Here is a 15,674-nt window from a genome sequence, read left to right as displayed (position 1 = left end):
TCCCTATGTTGCATATCTTCTGTCCTCACTGTGGCGAACTGCGCTCCGAAGAGGAATTCCACGCGTCCGGCCAAGCGCATATCCCGCGCCCGCTGGACCCGAATGCCTGCACCGACGAGCAGTGGGGCGACTACATGTTCTTCCGCGATAACCCGCGTGGGCTGCACCACGAACTGTGGATCCATGCCGCCGGTTGCCGCCAGTATTTCAACGCCACCCGCGACACTGTGACCTACGAAATTCTTGAAACCTACAAGATCGGTGAGAAGCCTCAGTTCACCGCCAAGGCCTCTGGAGAGAAGGTATGAGCCAGATCAATCGCCTGTCCAACGGTGGCCGCATCGACCGTAATAAAGTCCTGACGTTTACGTTCAACGGTCAGAGCTACAAGGGCTTTGAAGGCGACACCCTGGCCGCAGCCCTGCTGGCCAACGGTGTCGACATCATTGGCCGCAGCTTCAAATATTCGCGCCCACGGGGCATCTTTGCCGCGGGCGCCGAAGAGCCGAACGCGGTGCTGCAGATCGGCGCCACCGAAGCCACGCAGATCCCCAACGTGCGCGCCACCCAACAGGCGCTGTACCAGGGCTTGGTTGCTACCAGCACCAACGGCTGGCCGAGCGTGAACAACGACATGATGGGGATTCTCGGCAAGGTCGGCGGCAAGCTGATGCCGCCGGGTTTCTACTACAAAACCTTCATGTACCCGCAATCGTTCTGGATGACCTACGAGAAGTACATCCGCAAGGCGGCGGGCCTTGGTCGCTCGCCTACCGAGAACGACCCGGACACCTACGACAACTTCAACCGTCATTGCGACGTGCTGGTCGTGGGCGCAGGCCCTGCGGGCCTTGCGGCTGCGCTGGCCGCTGCGCGCAGCGGTGCTCGGGTGATCATCGCCGACGAGCAGGAAGAGTTCGGTGGTTCGCTGCTCGATTCCCGCGAAAGCCTCGACGGCAAGCCCGCCACTGAATGGGTTGCCGGCGTCATTGCCGAATTGAAAGCCCTGCCGGACGTGGTGCTGCTGCCCCGCGCCACCGTCAACGGTTACCACGACCATAACTTCCTGACCATTCACGAGCGTCTCACCGACCATCTCGGTGACCGTGCGCCGATTGGCGTGGTGCGTCAGCGTATTCACCGCGTACGCGCCAAGCGTGTGGTGCTGGCCACCGGTGCGTGCGAGCGTCCGCTGGTGTACGGCAACAACGATGTGCCGGGCAATATGCTCGCGGGTGCGGTGTCTACCTACGTGCGTCGCTACGGCGTGGCACCGGGTAAAAAGCTGCTGCTGTCGACCAACAACGATCATGCCTACCGCGTTGCGCTGGATTGGTTCGATGCGGGCCTCACCGTTGTCGCGGTGGCCGATGCGCGCCACAACCCACGCGGGGCTCTGGTTGAAGAAGCTCGCGCCAAAGGCATTCGCATCCTCACCGGCAGCGCCGTGATCGAGGCCCGTGGTAGTAAGCACGTGACCGGTGCCCGTGTGGCAGCCATCGACGTCAAGGCGCACAAAGTCACCAGCCCCGGCGAGTGGCTGGACTGCGACCTGGTCGCCAGCTCCGGCGGTTACAGCCCGGTGGTGCACCTGGCCTCGCACCTGGGCGGCAAGCCGACCTGGCGTGAAGATATTCTCGGGTTTGTACCCGGTGAAGCACCGCAAAAACGCGTGTGCGTGGGCGGCATCAACGGTGTCTACGGCCTTGGCGATTCCCTCGCCGATGGCTTTGAAGGCGGCGTGCGTGCGGCCAGCGAAGCCGGTTTTGCCCCGGTTGAAGGTACGCTGCCAAAAGCCTTGAGCCGTCTTGAAGAACCCACCCTGGCGCTGTTCCAGGTGCCCCACGAAAAAGCTACCGCACGGGCGCCAAAGCAATTTGTCGACCTGCAAAACGACGTGACCGCCGCCGCCATCGAACTGGCCACCCGCGAAGGTTTCGAGTCGGTGGAACACGTCAAACGCTACACCGCGCTGGGCTTCGGCACCGACCAGGGCAAGCTGGGTAACGTCAACGGCCTGGCCATCGCGGCCCGTTCGTTGAACGTGACTATCCCGCAGATGGGCACCACCATGTTCCGTCCCAACTACACGCCGGTGACGTTCGGCGCCGTAGCGGGCCGTCACTGTGGGCATATCTTCGAGCCGGTACGCTACACCGCCCTGCAGGCCTGGCACGTGAAGAACGGCGCCGAGTTTGAGGACGTCGGCCAGTGGAAACGCCCATGGTATTTCCCACGCAACGGTGAAGACCTGCACGCCGCGGTGAAGCGCGAATGCCTGGCGGTGCGTGACAGCGTCGGCCTGCTGGACGCGTCCACCCTCGGCAAGATTGACATTCAGGGCCCGGATGCCCGCGAGTTCCTCAACCGTATCTACACCAACGCCTGGACCAAGCTCGACGTGGGCAAGGCGCGCTACGGCCTGATGTGCAAGGAAGACGGCATGGTCTTCGACGACGGCGTCACTGCCTGTCTGGCCGACAACCACTTCCTGATGACCACCACCACCGGCGGCGCCGCCCGCGTGCTGCAGTGGCTGGAAATCTACCAGCAGACCGAATGGCCGGACCTCAAGGTGTACTTCACCTCGGTCACCGACCATTGGGCAACCATGACCCTGTCGGGCCCCAACAGCCGCAAGCTGCTCAGTGAAGTCACCGACATCGACCTGGACAAGGACGGCTTCCCGTTCATGACCTGGAAGGAAGGCCTGGTGGGTGGCGTGCCGGCACGGGTGTTCCGTATCTCGTTTACCGGTGAGTTGTCGTATGAGGTCAACGTGCAGGCCGACTACGCCATGGGCGTGCTGGAAAAAATCGTCGAGGCCGGCAAACAGTACAACCTGACCCCGTACGGCACCGAGACCATGCACGTACTGCGCGCCGAGAAGGGCTTCATCATCGTCGGGCAAGACACCGACGGCTCGATGACCCCGGACGACCTGAACATGGGCTGGTGCGTTGGCCGGACCAAGCCGTTCTCGTGGATCGGCTGGCGCGGGATGAACCGTGAAGACTGCGTGCGTGAAGAGCGCAAGCAGTTGGTGGGGCTCAAGCCGATCGACCCGAACGTGTGGCTGCCGGAAGGCGCGCAGTTGGTGTTCGATCCGAAGCAGACGATTCCGATGAAGATGGTGGGTCACGTTACCTCAAGTTATGCGCATAACTCCCTGGGCTATTCGTTTGCCATGGGTGTGGTGAAGGGCGGCTTGAAGCGCATCGGTGAGCGAGTGTTCTCGCCGCAAGCGGATGGCAGCGTGATCGAAGCCGAGATTGTGTCTTCGGTGTTCTTTGACCCCAAAGGTGATCGGCAGAACGTCTGACACCTGATCGTTCCCACGCTCTGCGTGGGAATGCATTCCGGGGCGCTCTGCGCCCCAAGGGCGGACGCAGAGCGTCCATGGCGGCATTCCCACGCAGAGCGTGGGAACGATCAACAGAATTCAGAACAGGTGCTTTATGACAGCAGCCAATGTTTACCAACAACGCCCCACCACCGGCGCCAAGGCCGAGTCGTCGCTGCACCATGCCGACCTCGCCAGCCTGGTCGGCAAGGGCCGCAAGAATGCCGGCGTGACCGTGCGTGAAAAGAAACTCCTCGGCCACCTGACTATCCGTGGCGATGGCCACGACGCCGCCTTCGCCGCTGGCGTACACAAGGCCGTCGGCATTGAACTGCCCGGCCCGTTGAGTGTGGTCTTCAAAGGTGAAACCAGCCTTCAGTGGCTCGGCCCGGACGAGTGGCTGTTGATCGTGCCGAGCGGTGAAGAATTCGCCGCCGAACAGAACCTGCGTGCCGCCCTGGGCGACCTGCATATTCAGATCGTCAACGTCAGCGGCGGCCAGCAGATTCTTGAACTGAGCGGCCCTAACGTGCGCGATGTGCTGATGAAGTCCACCAGCTACGACGTACACCCCAACAACTTTCCGGTTGGCAAAGCCGTGGGTACGGTGTTCGCCAAGTCGCAACTGGTGATCCGTCATACGGCTGAAGACACCTGGGAACTGCTGATCCGCCGCAGCTTCTCGGATTACTGGTGGTTGTGGTTGCAGGATGCCTCGGCTGAGTTCGGCCTGAGCGTTGTCGCATGATGATCATTCCCACGCTCCGCGTGGGAATGCATACCGGGACGCCCCGCGTCCCAAAAGCGGACGCAGAGCGTCCATGGCGGCATTCCCACGCAAAGCGTGGGAACGATCAGCCTGAGGAGTGACCCATGAGCCGCGCACCCGATACATGGATTTTGACCGCCGACTGCCCCAGCGTGCTCGGCACGGTGGACGCGGTCACCCGCTACCTGTTCGAGCAGGGCTGCTACGTCACCGAGCACCATTCGTTCGATGACCGCCTTTCTGGCCGGTTTTTCATTCGTGTGGAGTTCCGCCAGCCCGACGGTTTCGACGAGCAAGCCTTTCGCGCAGGTCTGGCGACCCGTGGTGAAGCGTTTGGCATGATCTTCGAACTGACGGCGCCGAACTACCGGCCCAAAGTGGTGATCATGGTCTCCAAGGCCGATCACTGCCTGAACGACCTGCTGTACCGCCAGCGCATCGGCCAATTGTCGATGGACGTGGTCGCGGTGGTGTCCAACCACCCTGATCTCAAACCGTTGGCCGACTGGCATCAGATTCCCTACTACCATTTCCCACTGGACCCCAACGATAAACCGTCCCAGGAACGTCAGGTGTGGCAGGTGATTGAAGACACCGGCGCCGAATTGGTCATCCTTGCGCGCTACATGCAAGTGCTGTCACCAGAGCTGTGCCGCAAGCTGGACGGCAAGGCCATCAACATTCACCACTCGTTGCTGCCGGGCTTCAAGGGCGCCAAGCCCTATCACCAGGCGTACAACAAGGGCGTGAAATTGGTGGGCGCAACGGCGCATTACATCAACAACGATCTGGATGAAGGGCCGATCATCGCCCAAGGCGTGGAGGTGGTAGATCACAGCCACTATCCCGAAGATTTGATTGCCAAGGGGCGGGATATCGAAGGGCTCACATTGGCGCGGGCGGTGGGGTATCACATCGAGCGGCGGGTGTTCCTGAATGCCAATCGCACCGTCGTTCTCTAGATCGCTGTCGCAGGCAAGCCAGCTCCCACATTCCTGGATGTGTGAACCCGATCCACGGTGGGAGCTGGCTTGCCTGCGATGAGGCCCTTACAAGCAACACAAGAAACAGCATCTGTACCCGAGCACTTAACGCGCTGCCCCAAGGGCAACGCAGTTCCATAAAAACAACAGCGAGGTGAAAGCATGTCTGGTAATCGTGGTGTCGTGTATCTCGGCAACGGCAAGGTCGAAGTACAGAAAATCGACTATCCCAAAATGCAGGACCCGCGCGGCAGGAAGATTGAGCACGGCGTCATCCTGCGCGTGGTCTCCACCAACATCTGCGGCTCCGACCAACACATGGTGCGCGGCCGCACCACGGCCCAGACCGGCCTGGTGCTGGGGCATGAAATCACCGGTGAAGTGATCGAGAAGGGCAGCGACGTAGAGAACCTGAAAATCGGTGACTTGGTCTCCGTGCCGTTCAACGTTGCTTGCGGGCGCTGCCGCTCGTGCAAGGAACAACACACCGGCGTGTGCCTGACCGTCAACCCGGCCCGTGCCGGTGGTGCCTATGGCTACGTCGACATGGGCGACTGGACCGGTGGCCAGGCCGAGTACGTGCTGGTGCCGTACGCCGACTTCAACCTGCTGAAACTGCCGGATCGCGACAAGGCCATGGAGAAAATCCGTGACCTGACCTGCCTCTCCGACATCCTGCCCACCGGCTACCACGGCGCTGTTACTGCCGGCGTCGGCCCAGGCAGCACTGTCTATATCGCCGGTGCCGGCCCGGTGGGTCTGGCGGCTGCCGCCTCCGCTCGCTTGCTGGGTGCAGCGGTGGTGATCATCGGCGACGTCAACTCGATCCGTCTGGCCCACGCCAAGGCCCAGGGTTTTGAAGTGGTCGACCTGTCCACTGACACCCCGCTGCACGAACAGATCGCCGCGTTGCTCGGCGAGCCGGAGGTGGACTGCGCCGTAGACTGCGTGGGCTTTGAAGCACGCGGCCACGGCCACGACGGCGTCAAGGCCGAAGCCCCGGCCACGGTGCTCAACTCGCTGATGGGCGTGGTGCGCGTGGCGGGCAAGATCGGTATCCCAGGTCTGTACGTGACTGAAGATCCAGGTGCGGTCGATGCCGCCGCGAAAATGGGCAGCCTGAGCATCCGCTTTGGTCTGGGCTGGGCCAAATCCCACAGCTTCCATACCGGGCAGACGCCCGTGATGAAGTACAATCGTCAACTGATGCAGGCGATCATGTGGGACCGTATCAACATCGCCGAAATCGTCGGTGTGCAGGTGATCAGCCTGGATGATGCGCCACGCGGGTATGGCGAGTTCGATGCGGGTGTGCCGAAGAAGTTTGTGATTGATCCGCACAAGTTGTTCAGCGCTGCATAAGCATTGGCCAAATGAAAAGGGCGACCCATGGGTCGCCCTTATTCGTTGCCTGGAGCCAATTTTCAACGCACTGATGAGCCAATGTGGGAGCGGACTTGCCCGCGATAGCGGCTAATCAGTCGACATCTATGTCGCTGACCCACCGCAATCGCGGGCAAGCCCGCTCCCACAGTTTGAAACGAGTGTGCGGCCCGATCAGCGAGTGGCCAATGCACCCTGGTAGACGGTCGGGCCTGTTGGCTGCTTGCTCACCGAACCACCCTTGGTTTCCGAGCTCACCATCAATTCCACCGGCTTGCTGATGGTTTCCTGTTGGCGTGGGTTCAGGCCGATGATGCCTTTGCCATCCTCCGGCAACAGTCCAAGGGACACCGGTGTGCCGTCTTTGGGAATCGCCCAGAGTTCAAGGCTCTGGTCCGGTGCTGGTGCCGTGGAGGCAATCGGTTCTACTTCCAGGTAGTCCTTGTGGGCCATGATCTGTGCGGCCGGCTGTTGGGTCGTGGTCACCAATGTCGCCGCGGATTTGACGCTGTCCTGGGTGTAGAGCGCGCCGCCGATACCGGCAACCACCACCACGCAGGCGCCGATGAACAGGCGAGGGCGGCTCCAGAACGCAGGCTTGTGCTCAATCACTGGGGGTTGGATCGCAGTCATAAGTCTCTTCTCGACAAATTCTATAGTCAGTTCATGGACCCGCTTATCCTCGATGGGTTCCTGAGGGGCTCCGGAACAACCGACGGGTTACCCAGTCCAACGCCTGCTTTTACCCCTATACCCAGAGGTTGTTTCGATGAAGATTTCACGCGGTTTTGCCCTGTCCTGCCTGTTGACCGTGGCCGCTGGCCCGGTGTTCGCAGCAGGTTTCAGCCTTGGCGATGCAGCCAACGCCATTTCCGGCATGCAGGGTGGCAACAACAAGGCTGCCGCCGCCGCGCCCACCTCGGAGACGGCCGACCTGCTGACGGCCTTGACCTCGCAACTGAACATCACCCCCGAGCAAGCGGTGGGCGGCACGGGCGCCATGCTGGGCCTGGCCAAGAACAAACTCAGCGGCAACGACTTCTCGCAGTTGAGCAGCACTGTGCCGGGTCTCGACAAGTTGTCAGGTAATAACGCATTGGGCAGCCTCGGTGCCCTGAGCGGGATGCTCGGCCAAACCGGCGGCAGCAAGACCAGCGGCTTGGACGGCCTATTGGGCAATGTGAAAAGCACCAATGACTTGAACACCGCCTTCAGCGCCTTGGGCATGGACAGCGGCATGATCGGCCAGTTTGCCCCGGTAATCCTGAAATACCTCGGCGGCGAGGGCGCCAGCAGCTCCGTATTGGGCAAATTGGCTCAAGCCTGGGGAACCGGTAGCTAGTTACCTGCGCAAAGGTCGTTTTTATAACGAGCAAGACTGAAATGTCATACCGGTAAATATCACAAGGTTGTAGGGAACCGTAAGAAGCAAGACACCACAATAAAGGTACCTTCCAAGGTCTCGTTTACGACGATCTTGGAAGGTTTCATTAATGACCTATGAGTGGTGGCGTTTTGAATATCAACGGGACACAAACTCCAGACATCAAAAACTATTTCAGTCCGCCTCCTCTTTCACGCAGTGGCGCTGATGATCAAGCGTTGCGCTCGCGCCTGGAAGAGATGGGGATTCACTCTGACAGCTACACAGCATCGGCGAGTCGCTTCAAAAAAAATGACGAAGATCTGTCGCCTGGGCTTCGTTCTATTGTGCTGGGTGGAATTGATAATGCTTGGTCAGCGACAGCTCTGTTCAACGGCCTTGCCCGAAAGCACGCTTTCCGCTGTCTATAGTCAGGTTTCGTAGCATCTTGCGGGGCCAAGCGGTCATCGTTGCTCCCCACTGTTTTCCAGCAGTTCGTGAATTCGACGGTCCTTTTCCCTCCAGAGCTGGTTGACCCAGTTCTGGAGGGTCTGGCGAAACGCCGGATCGTTCTCGTAATCCCCTTGCCACAACGCCGGGTCCAGCTCGCGGGTGCGGATATCCACGATCACCTTCGGCACCGCGCCGCTGATCAGGTCCCAGAACCCTGGAATCTTTTGTTGTGGGTAGGCCACGGTCACGTCGAGTACCGCGTCCAGCTGTTCACCCATTGCTGCCAGCACAAACGCTACGCCGCCTGCCTTGGGCTTGAGTAGTCGAGTAAAGGGTGAACTTTGCTGCGCACGCTTGGCCTCGCTGAACCGCGTGCCTTCCAGGTAATTGACCACCGTCACCGGCTGACGCTTGAACAGCTCGCAGGCCTCTTTGGTGATTTTCAGATCCTGCCCCGCCAGCTCCGGGTGCTTGGCCAGGAATGCCTTGGTGTAGCGCTTCATGAACGGGTAATCCAGCGCCCACCAGGCCAGGCCGAGGAAGGGCACCCAGATCAGTTCTTTTTTCAGGAAGAACTTGAAGAACGGCGTGCGCCGGTTCAATGCCTGGATCAGCGCGGGAATATCGACCCAGGATTGGTGGTTGCTGATCACCAGGTAAGAGGTATCGCCGCGCAGGTCTTCGCCACCGCGAATATCCCATTGGGTGGGGATGCACGCGGCGAAGATCAGCTTGTCGATCTCGGCCCAGGTTTCGGCGATCCACATCACCGCCCATGAGGCATAGTCACGCGAGCGCCCTGGCGCCACCAGCTTGAGCAGGGCGAAGACCATCAAGGGGCCGATCAGGATCAGCGTGTTGACTAACAGCAGCAGTGTAACCAGACAGCCGGTGAGCAGGCGGCGCATAAGCAACTCTTGGAATTCTGTGGGCGGGCCATGATAAGCAAGGTGAGTCTAGAGGCCAAATCGCAAAATGCCGCACGAATGTTTCACACTGTGCGCGATATGCTCGCTCAGCCAACTAAGTGCCGTGTTTGCGGTCTAGACTCCGCCCACTTCTTTCGAGGAAATCCTGCCGTGAAATTACTCCTTGCTGCGTTCGCTCTGGTTGCCGTCCCTGTCATGGCGGCCGAGCCCACGCTCTACGGTCGCTACGAATACATCCAGTTGCCGGAGATCGGCCAGACGTTCAAGGCCAAGATGGACACCGGCGCGCTGACCGCCTCGCTGTCGGCGCGCGACATCGAAACCTTTCAGCGCGACGGCGATGACTGGGTGCGCTTCCGCCTCGGCGGTGAAGACGCGGGTAACAAGGTCTATGAGCACAAGGTGTCGCGCATCAGCAAGATCAAGAGCCGCGCCGACGAAGACGATGACAAGGACGAAGCCAGCGTGGCCAAGCGCCCGGTGATCGATCTGGAGATGTGCCTGGGCGACGTCAAGCGCACCGTCGAGGTCAACCTCACCGACCGCAGCAGCTTCAACTACCCGCTGCTGATCGGCGCCAAGGCCCTGCGTGAATTTGGCGCTGCGGTAAACCCGGCACGTCGCTACACTGCCGACAAACCGGACTGCTGATCGAACCCATGCCGCACATCCTGATTGTCGAAGACGAAGCGGCGATAGCCGACACGCTGATCTTTGCCCTGCAAGGCGAGGGCTTCACCACCACCTGGCTGACGCTCGGCCAGGCGGCGCTGGAGCATCAGCGCCAGACCCCGGCTGACCTGATCATTCTCGACATCGGCCTGCCGGACATCACCGGCTTTGAAACCTGCAAGCAATTGCGCCGCTTCAGTGAAGTGCCGGTGATGTTCCTCAGTGCGCGGGATGCGGAGATCGACCGGGTGGTGGGGTTGGAGATCGGTGCCGACGATTATGTGGTCAAGCCTTTCAGCCCGCGGGAAGTGGCGGCGCGGGTCAGGGCGATACTCAAGCGGGTCGGCCCGGGTGTGGCGCCAACCCTGTTCCAAGTGGATCTGGAACGCATGCAGATTCTCTATCGTGGCCAACCCTTGAGCCTCACGCGTCATGAGTTCCGCCTGCTGCAAAGTCTGCTGGACCAACCCGAGCGCGTGTTCAGCCGCGAACAACTGCTGGATGCGGTGGGCGTACCCTTTGATGCCGGTTATGAGCGCAATATCGATAGCCATATCAAGAGCCTGCGCAGCAAGCTCAGGAGTGTGGCGGCGGATGCCGAGCCGATCCAGACCCATCGCGGCCTCGGCTACAGCTACAGCCCGAGCCACAGCTGATGCGCCTTGGGCTGCGGATTTTCCTGGTGTATGCGCTGTTTATCGGCCTGACCGGCTACTTCGTGCTCAACACCGTGATGAAGGAAATCCGCCCCGGCGTGCGCCAATCCACCGAAGAAACATTGGTGGACACCGCCAACCTGCTGGCTGAAATCCTGCGTGCAGACGTTAAAAACGGCACCCTCGGCCAGAGCCATTGGCCCGAATTGCTCAAGGCTTATGGCAGTCGCCAGCCGGGAGCGACGATCTGGGGCCTGCCGAAAAACCAGGTCAACCATCGCATCTACGTGACCGACGCCAAGGGCAGGGTATTGCTCGACTCCAGCGGTGAAGCGGTGGGCCAGGACTATTCGAAATGGAACGACGTGTACCTGACCCTGCGTGGCGAATACGGTGCGCGCTCCACCCGCAGCGATGCAGACGACCCCACCTCATCGGTGATGCACGTGGGGGCGCCGATTCGCGATAACGGCCAGATCATCGGCGTGGTCACGGTGGCCAAGCCCAACAGCTCGTTGCAACCCTACGTGGATCGCACCGAGCGGCGCCTGCTGTGGTACGGCGCCGGGCTGGTCACCCTCGGGCTGCTGCTGGGCGCGCTATTGTCGTGGTGGCTGACGGCGGCCCTCAGACGCCTTACCGCCTATGCCGAAGCCGTGAGCGAGGGCCGCCGCGCCGAGTTGCCGCATTATCGCGGCGGCGAGCTCAAGCAGTTATCCAGCGCCGTGGAACACATGCGCACGCAGCTGGAAGGCAAGGCTTACGTAGAGCGCTACGTGCATACGCTGACCCATGAATTGAAGAGCCCGCTGGCGGCGATTCGGGGTGCGGCGGAGCTGTTGCAGGGCGACATGAGCCGTGAGCAGCAGCAGCGGTTTGTCGGCAATATCGACAGCGAAAGTGCGCGCCTGCAACAGCTGATCGAGCGCCTGTTGAACCTGGCCCAGGTGGAACAGCGCCAAGGTCTGGAAGAGCAGTCGAGCATTTCTTTGGCAGCCCTGGTTGAGGATGTGTTGAAGGCTCAATGTGCGCGGGTCGAAGGCGCCGGCTTGCACGTCGAGCAGGCCATCGCCGCCGATGTGCGGGTATTTGGCGAACCTTTCCTGCTGCGCCAGGCCCTGGGCAACCTGCTCGACAACGCTCTGGATTTCACCCCACCCGGCGGCACGCTGAGGTTCAGCGCGCTGGTGCGGCATCACGAGGTGCAGGTCAGCCTGTTCAACCAGGCGCAGGCGATTCCCGACTACGCCTTGCCGCGCCTGAGCGAGCGTTTCTACTCGCTGCCGCGCCCGGCCAGCGGGCGCAAAAGTACGGGCCTGGGGCTCAACTTTGTCGAGGAGGTGATGAAGCTGCACGGCGGTACGTTGCAGATCGGCAACGTACCGGGCGGCGTGCAAGCGGTACTGCATCTCCACACAGTCTCCACATTGCCCACATAAATTCCCCATACCGACTGGGCAGACTCTCCCCATCAAAACAGGGAGAGACCCATGAACCGCAACCTGCTTTTCAAATTGGGCGCGATTGCGCTGCTGATCCTGCTGTTGCTGATTCCATTGTTGATGATCAACGGCATCATCAGCGACCGTCAGCAACTGCGCGACGGCGTACTGATGGACATTGCCCGCAGCTCAAGCTTTGCCCAGCGCCTCACCGGGCCGGTGATGGTGGTGCCGTTTCGCAAGACGGTGCGCGAGTGGAAGCTCAATGAGAAGCTCAACAAGCGCTACGAAGAAACCCGTGAAGAACGCGGCCGTCTGTATTTCCTGCCGGACCGTTTTGAGCTCGACGGCAAAGTGCAAACCGAACTGCGTGCGCGGGGCATTTACCAGGCGCGGCTGTTCCATGCCGACAACCGTATCAGCGGGCGTTTCGAGTTGCCGGCGCAGTTGGGGATCACCGAAGACTTTGCCGACTACCGCTTTGAGCCGGCGTTTCTGGCGGTGGGGATCAGCGATATTCGTGGTATTGAAAACGCGTTGAAGCTGGAACTGGGCGATCAGCGCCTGGAGTTCTCGCCGGGTTCGCAAGTGGACTGGCTGGGTGAGGGCGTGCATGTGACGTTGCCTGCGCAAGACGGCAAGAAAGCGGCCGTGCTGGACTTCGCCTTCGACCTGCGCCTGCAAGGCACCGAACAACTGCAAGTGGTGCCCGTGGGCAAGACCAGCCAGGTATCACTGGCGTCCAACTGGCCGCACCCGAGTTTTATCGGCAACTTCCTGCCGGCTCAGCGTGAAGTTACCGACCAAGGCTTCAGCGCCAACTGGCAGACGTCCTTCTTCTCCACCAACCTGGAACAAGCCCTGCAGAACTGCCTGGACGGGCAAGGCTGTGAGGACTTCAGCAACCGCAGCTTTGGTGTGAACTTCATCGACCCGGTAGACCAGTACCTCAAGAGCGACCGGGCGATCAAATACGCGCTGTTGTTTATCGCGCTGACCTTCGCTGGTTTCTTTCTGTTCGAAGTGCTCAAGAGTCTGGCGGTGCACCCGATTCAGTACGCCTTGGTGGGCGTGGCGCTGGCGTTCTTCTATCTGTTGCTGTTGTCGTTGTCCGAGCATCTGGGCTTTGCCCTGGCCTATCTGATATCGGCCAGCGCCTGTGTGGTGTTGATCGGCTTCTACGTGTGCCATGTGCTGCGCAGCGTCGCCCACGGCCTGGGGTTTTCGGCAGGGTTGGCGGCGTTGTATGGCTTGCTGTACGGCTTGCTCAGTGCCGAGGATTACGCACTGTTGATGGGCTCGCTGCTGCTGTTTGGCCTGCTGGGTACGGTGATGGTGCTGACGCGCAAACTGGATTGGTATGGGGTGGGCAAGCGTAAGGTGGGGGAAGTGCAATGATCGGGCTGCGCGAAGATCAGCGGATGAAAGCGAGGATGGTCAACTTCCTCAATCACACCGCCTCTCACTGTAGGAGCGAGCTTGTGGTGGCGAGCAAGCTTGCTTGCGCTGGGGTGCGAAGCGCCCCTGATAAAGCCGGCTCCAGCTGCGCTGTCGAGCGGGAGCAAGCTCCCTCGCCACAACAAGCTCGCTCCTACAGGGGGCTGGTCAAACCGGGGGTTGGGTCTGCTGAATCGAAGCCCGCTGGCTGACTTCGGCGTACCAGGCGGCGAGCTTGGGAGTGTCCGAGCGCCACTGAATATCCGGGTGGCGAAAGTCGATATAGCCCAGGGCACAGGCCACGCTGATGGCGGCGACGTCGAAGTGGCTGGCCAGTTCGGCAATGGCGTCCCGCTCCAGCTCGGCGAGGGCGCGGCGGATCTTGTTGCGCTGTTCATCCAGCCAGGGAGCCCAGTGTTTTTCTGGCGGGCGCATGGCGGTCTCGTAACGTAGCAGCACGGCGGCATCCATGATGCCGTCAGCCATCGAGGCCAGGGTCAGGCGCCGCCAGCGGGCCGAGCCGTCGCGGGGGATCAGCGGGTTGCCGACATGCTGGTGGTCGAGGTAATCGAGAATCACCCGGCTGTCGTGCAATACCGAGCCGTCGGCCAGGCGCAGGGCCGGGATCTTGCCCACGGGGTTGCCTTGCAGCACTTCGGCATCCGGGTTGACCGGAGTGGGCAGGCACGCGTGCAGGGCCACACGATCCTGCTGGCCGGTCTCGATCAGCAGCACGCGCACTTTACGCACGAAGGGCGAAGCGGGGTTGTGGAACAAGGTCATGCTGGGGGCGGACATGGGCATTCCTCGAGGTGAAGTGTGGCTAGCCTAGAGGGTTGTGCGGTGCCTGGCGAGGGGCTGCGTTGTTTTTGCGGGCCTCATCGCAGGCAAGCCAGCTCCCACATTGGACTGTGTTCACAGGTCAAAATGTGGGAGCTGGCCTGCCTGCGATAGCGACCTCAGGCGCGCCGCTTAACCAACCCCCATACCCCCATCATTGCCGGTATCCCGAGCCCGATCCAACTCAACGAATCCCACCACCCATCGCCCAGCAACGCCGCAAACAACCCGGCAGCACTGAGCAGGCCGATCCCCAGCGGTATGGCAAAGACCTTCCAGACATTCGACTGCCGCGGCTTCATACCTTGGCCGCCTTGCGCCGTACGATCCATAAGTAAATGCCGCTCACCAGCACGATGATGGTCAACACATCCAGCACCGCCCACAGGACCTTCATTGGCATGCCGCCGTAATCACCGAAATGCAGGGGTTGGGACATGCCCATGGCGTCCATGTACCAAGGCCGTTCGGCGATGGCGGTGACGGCCAGGGTGCTGGCGTCGATCAGCACCGGGGTCAGCAAATGGGAGGTCAGGTGGGTGCTGCCCTTCATGAACACGGCGTAGTGATGTTCGCTGGAAAAACGCGTGCCGGGGAAGGCGATAAAGTCTGGCTCCATACCCGGAGCGGCCTTGGCGGCAATGCTCAACAACTCGGTGGCGGGCGCGCGTTGGGTCAGCGGCGGGGCGTTCTTGTAAGGTTCGATCATGGCGCTGAGGCTGTCCTGGCGCCAGGCGGCGATGATCAGGTCGGCGCAGGCGCTGATCACGCCGGTTACCCCCACCACCAACGCCCAGGTCAAAGTGACCACGCCGATCAGGTTGTGCAGGTCGAGCCAGCGCAGGCGAGTGGACTTGTCCTGGCGCACGGTGGCGAACTTCAAGCGGCGCATGAACGGCAGGTACAACACCGTGCCCGAGATAATCGCCAGCACAAACAGAAGGCCCATGAACGCCAGCAACAACTTGCCCGGCAACCCGGCAAACATATCCACATGCAGGCGCAGCAGGAACAGGGTCAGCCCGCCATTGGCTGCGGGGGTTTCCACTGCTTGGCCAGTGCGGGCGTCGAGCATGAAGGTGTGCGACGAATTCGGCTCGGTACCGGCTGTGGCGGCCATGATCGCGATCACACCGTTCTTGTCGTCTTCGTCCCAGGCAAGGTACTGCATGGCGTCGCCGGGGCGATGGGCCTGGGCTTTAGCCACAAGCTGCTCAAGGTTGAGCCGGGGCGTATCGGCGGGCATCTGCGCCAGTTCGGGCTCATTGCCCAGCAGGTGGTCGATCTCGTGGTGAAACACCAACGGCAGGCCGGTGAGGGCGAGCAGCAGCAGGAATACGGTGCAGATCAGGCTGGTCCAGGTGTGGATGAAGGACCAGCGGCGGATGGTTTTGCTTTTCATTG

At 61.2% G+C, this 15,674-nt stretch carries 16 protein-coding genes; 11 read left to right on the top strand and 5 right to left on the bottom strand.

The window, feature by feature from the left end; genetic code table 11:
- Positions 1-5: 5 nt before the first annotated feature.
- The 5 genes from GH769_RS22500 (at position 6) to fdhA (ending at position 6,457) form a co-directional block, all read left to right on the top strand.
- Entirely contained in the window at positions 6-308 is a 303-nt protein-coding gene (locus GH769_RS22500; protein WP_003194855.1) for a sarcosine oxidase subunit delta, read from the top strand.
- Entirely contained in the window at positions 305-3,322 is a 3,018-nt protein-coding gene (locus tag GH769_RS22495) for a sarcosine oxidase subunit alpha (RefSeq protein ID WP_019817431.1), read from the top strand. The genes GH769_RS22500 and GH769_RS22495 overlap by 4 nt, the downstream gene beginning before the upstream one ends.
- Positions 3,323-3,458: 136 nt before the next feature.
- Positions 3,459-4,091 (top strand): sarcosine oxidase subunit gamma, encoded by a 633-nt coding sequence (locus tag GH769_RS22490; protein WP_014720232.1) that lies wholly within the window; start codon positions 3,459-3,461, stop codon positions 4,089-4,091.
- 125 nt (positions 4,092-4,216) lie between these two features.
- Positions 4,217-5,074: a formyltetrahydrofolate deformylase gene (purU, locus tag GH769_RS22485; protein ID WP_014720231.1), complete on the top strand. Its 858-nt coding sequence runs from the start codon at positions 4,217-4,219 to the stop codon at positions 5,072-5,074.
- A gap of 183 nt (positions 5,075-5,257) precedes the next feature.
- Positions 5,258-6,457 carry a formaldehyde dehydrogenase, glutathione-independent gene (gene fdhA / locus GH769_RS22480; RefSeq protein ID WP_014720230.1) on the top strand — a complete coding sequence of 400 codons (1,200 nt, stop codon included), beginning with the start codon at positions 5,258-5,260 and terminating at the stop codon, positions 6,455-6,457.
- A 195-nt stretch (positions 6,458-6,652) separates the two neighbouring features.
- Here fdhA and GH769_RS22475 read toward each other — a convergent pair whose 3' ends face one another.
- Positions 6,653-7,111 carry an anti-sigma factor domain-containing protein gene (locus tag GH769_RS22475; protein WP_019817428.1) on the bottom strand — a complete coding sequence of 153 codons (459 nt, stop codon included), beginning with the start codon at positions 7,109-7,111 and terminating at the stop codon, positions 6,653-6,655.
- Between the two features lie 136 nt (positions 7,112-7,247).
- Here GH769_RS22475 and GH769_RS22470 point away from each other — a divergent pair, with 136 nt between their 5' ends.
- Together GH769_RS22470 and GH769_RS22465 are read left to right on the top strand one after the other, a co-directional pair.
- Positions 7,248-7,820: a DUF2780 domain-containing protein gene (locus GH769_RS22470; protein ID WP_020302147.1), complete on the top strand. Its 573-nt coding sequence runs from the start codon at positions 7,248-7,250 to the stop codon at positions 7,818-7,820.
- 173 nt (positions 7,821-7,993) lie between these two features.
- A complete protein-coding gene (locus tag GH769_RS22465) occupies positions 7,994-8,272 on the top strand; it encodes a hypothetical protein (protein WP_130175537.1) in 279 nt (92 codons plus the stop codon).
- Positions 8,273-8,305: 33 nt separating this feature from the next.
- On the opposite strand, the gene GH769_RS22460 is transcribed toward GH769_RS22465, so the two are convergent.
- Positions 8,306-9,202, bottom strand: a complete 897-nt coding sequence (locus tag GH769_RS22460) for an acyltransferase (RefSeq protein WP_014720227.1) — start codon at positions 9,200-9,202, stop codon at positions 8,306-8,308.
- 171 nt (positions 9,203-9,373) lie between these two features.
- Here GH769_RS22460 and GH769_RS22455 point away from each other — a divergent pair, with 171 nt between their 5' ends.
- The 4 genes from GH769_RS22455 to creD are packed head-to-tail and all read left to right on the top strand — an operon-like array spanning position 9,374 to position 13,391.
- Entirely contained in the window at positions 9,374-9,874 is a 501-nt protein-coding gene (locus tag GH769_RS22455; protein WP_014720226.1) for an ATP-dependent zinc protease, read from the top strand.
- Positions 9,875-9,882: 8 nt separating this feature from the next.
- Positions 9,883-10,551 (top strand): two-component system response regulator CreB, encoded by a 669-nt coding sequence (gene creB / locus GH769_RS22450; RefSeq protein ID WP_019817425.1) that lies wholly within the window; start codon positions 9,883-9,885, stop codon positions 10,549-10,551.
- A complete protein-coding gene (creC, locus tag GH769_RS22445) occupies positions 10,551-11,990 on the top strand; it encodes a two-component system sensor histidine kinase CreC (protein ID WP_032902312.1) in 1,440 nt (479 codons plus the stop codon). Before creB ends, creC begins: the two co-directional genes overlap by 1 nt.
- A gap of 51 nt (positions 11,991-12,041) precedes the next feature.
- Positions 12,042-13,391, top strand: coding sequence for a cell envelope integrity protein CreD (gene creD / locus GH769_RS22440; RefSeq protein WP_032902314.1), 1,350 nt, complete (start codon positions 12,042-12,044; stop codon positions 13,389-13,391).
- A 207-nt stretch (positions 13,392-13,598) separates the two neighbouring features.
- Here the strand turns inward: creD and GH769_RS22435 are convergent, their stop codons facing one another.
- From GH769_RS22435 to GH769_RS22425, 3 genes are all read right to left on the bottom strand, one after another.
- Positions 13,599-14,228, bottom strand: a complete 630-nt coding sequence (locus GH769_RS22435) for a glutathione S-transferase (protein WP_032902315.1) — start codon at positions 14,226-14,228, stop codon at positions 13,599-13,601.
- A 161-nt stretch (positions 14,229-14,389) separates the two neighbouring features.
- Positions 14,390-14,572 (bottom strand): hypothetical protein, encoded by a 183-nt coding sequence (locus tag GH769_RS22430; protein WP_014720221.1) that lies wholly within the window; start codon positions 14,570-14,572, stop codon positions 14,390-14,392.
- Positions 14,569-15,672, bottom strand: a complete 1,104-nt coding sequence (locus GH769_RS22425; protein WP_032902316.1) for a PepSY domain-containing protein — start codon at positions 15,670-15,672, stop codon at positions 14,569-14,571. The genes GH769_RS22430 and GH769_RS22425 overlap by 4 nt, the downstream gene beginning before the upstream one ends.
- Positions 15,673-15,674: the final 2 nt, after the last annotated feature.

Origin of the sequence: Pseudomonas sp. CFSAN084952 (assembly GCF_009648855.1) — a bacterium.
In the GTDB taxonomy this organism is placed as follows: domain Bacteria; phylum Pseudomonadota; class Gammaproteobacteria; order Pseudomonadales; family Pseudomonadaceae; genus Aquipseudomonas; species Aquipseudomonas paracarnis.
The sequence above is the reverse complement of the archived record's forward strand: the minus strand, read 5'-3'. Positions and strand labels throughout refer to the sequence as shown.

Coding starts and splice junctions, on each gene's coding strand:
- GH769_RS22500 (WP_003194855.1), top strand. CDS start 6: ATGTTGCATATCTTCTGTCCTCACTGTGGCGAACTGCGCTCCGAAGAG.
- GH769_RS22495 (WP_019817431.1), top strand. CDS start 305: ATGAGCCAGATCAATCGCCTGTCCAACGGTGGCCGCATCGACCGTAAT.
- GH769_RS22490 (WP_014720232.1), top strand. CDS start 3,459: ATGACAGCAGCCAATGTTTACCAACAACGCCCCACCACCGGCGCCAAG.
- purU (WP_014720231.1), top strand. CDS start 4,217: ATGAGCCGCGCACCCGATACATGGATTTTGACCGCCGACTGCCCCAGC.
- fdhA (WP_014720230.1), top strand. CDS start 5,258: ATGTCTGGTAATCGTGGTGTCGTGTATCTCGGCAACGGCAAGGTCGAA.
- GH769_RS22475 (WP_019817428.1), bottom strand. CDS start 7,111: ATGACTGCGATCCAACCCCCAGTGATTGAGCACAAGCCTGCGTTCTGG.
- GH769_RS22470 (WP_020302147.1), top strand. CDS start 7,248: ATGAAGATTTCACGCGGTTTTGCCCTGTCCTGCCTGTTGACCGTGGCC.
- GH769_RS22460 (WP_014720227.1), bottom strand. CDS start 9,202: ATGCGCCGCCTGCTCACCGGCTGTCTGGTTACACTGCTGCTGTTAGTC.
- creB (WP_019817425.1), top strand. CDS start 9,883: ATGCCGCACATCCTGATTGTCGAAGACGAAGCGGCGATAGCCGACACG.
- creC (WP_032902312.1), top strand. CDS start 10,551: ATGCGCCTTGGGCTGCGGATTTTCCTGGTGTATGCGCTGTTTATCGGC.
- creD (WP_032902314.1), top strand. CDS start 12,042: ATGAACCGCAACCTGCTTTTCAAATTGGGCGCGATTGCGCTGCTGATC.
- GH769_RS22435 (WP_032902315.1), bottom strand. CDS start 14,228: ATGTCCGCCCCCAGCATGACCTTGTTCCACAACCCCGCTTCGCCCTTC.
- GH769_RS22430 (WP_014720221.1), bottom strand. CDS start 14,572: ATGAAGCCGCGGCAGTCGAATGTCTGGAAGGTCTTTGCCATACCGCTG.
- GH769_RS22425 (WP_032902316.1), bottom strand. CDS start 15,672: ATGAAAAGCAAAACCATCCGCCGCTGGTCCTTCATCCACACCTGGACC.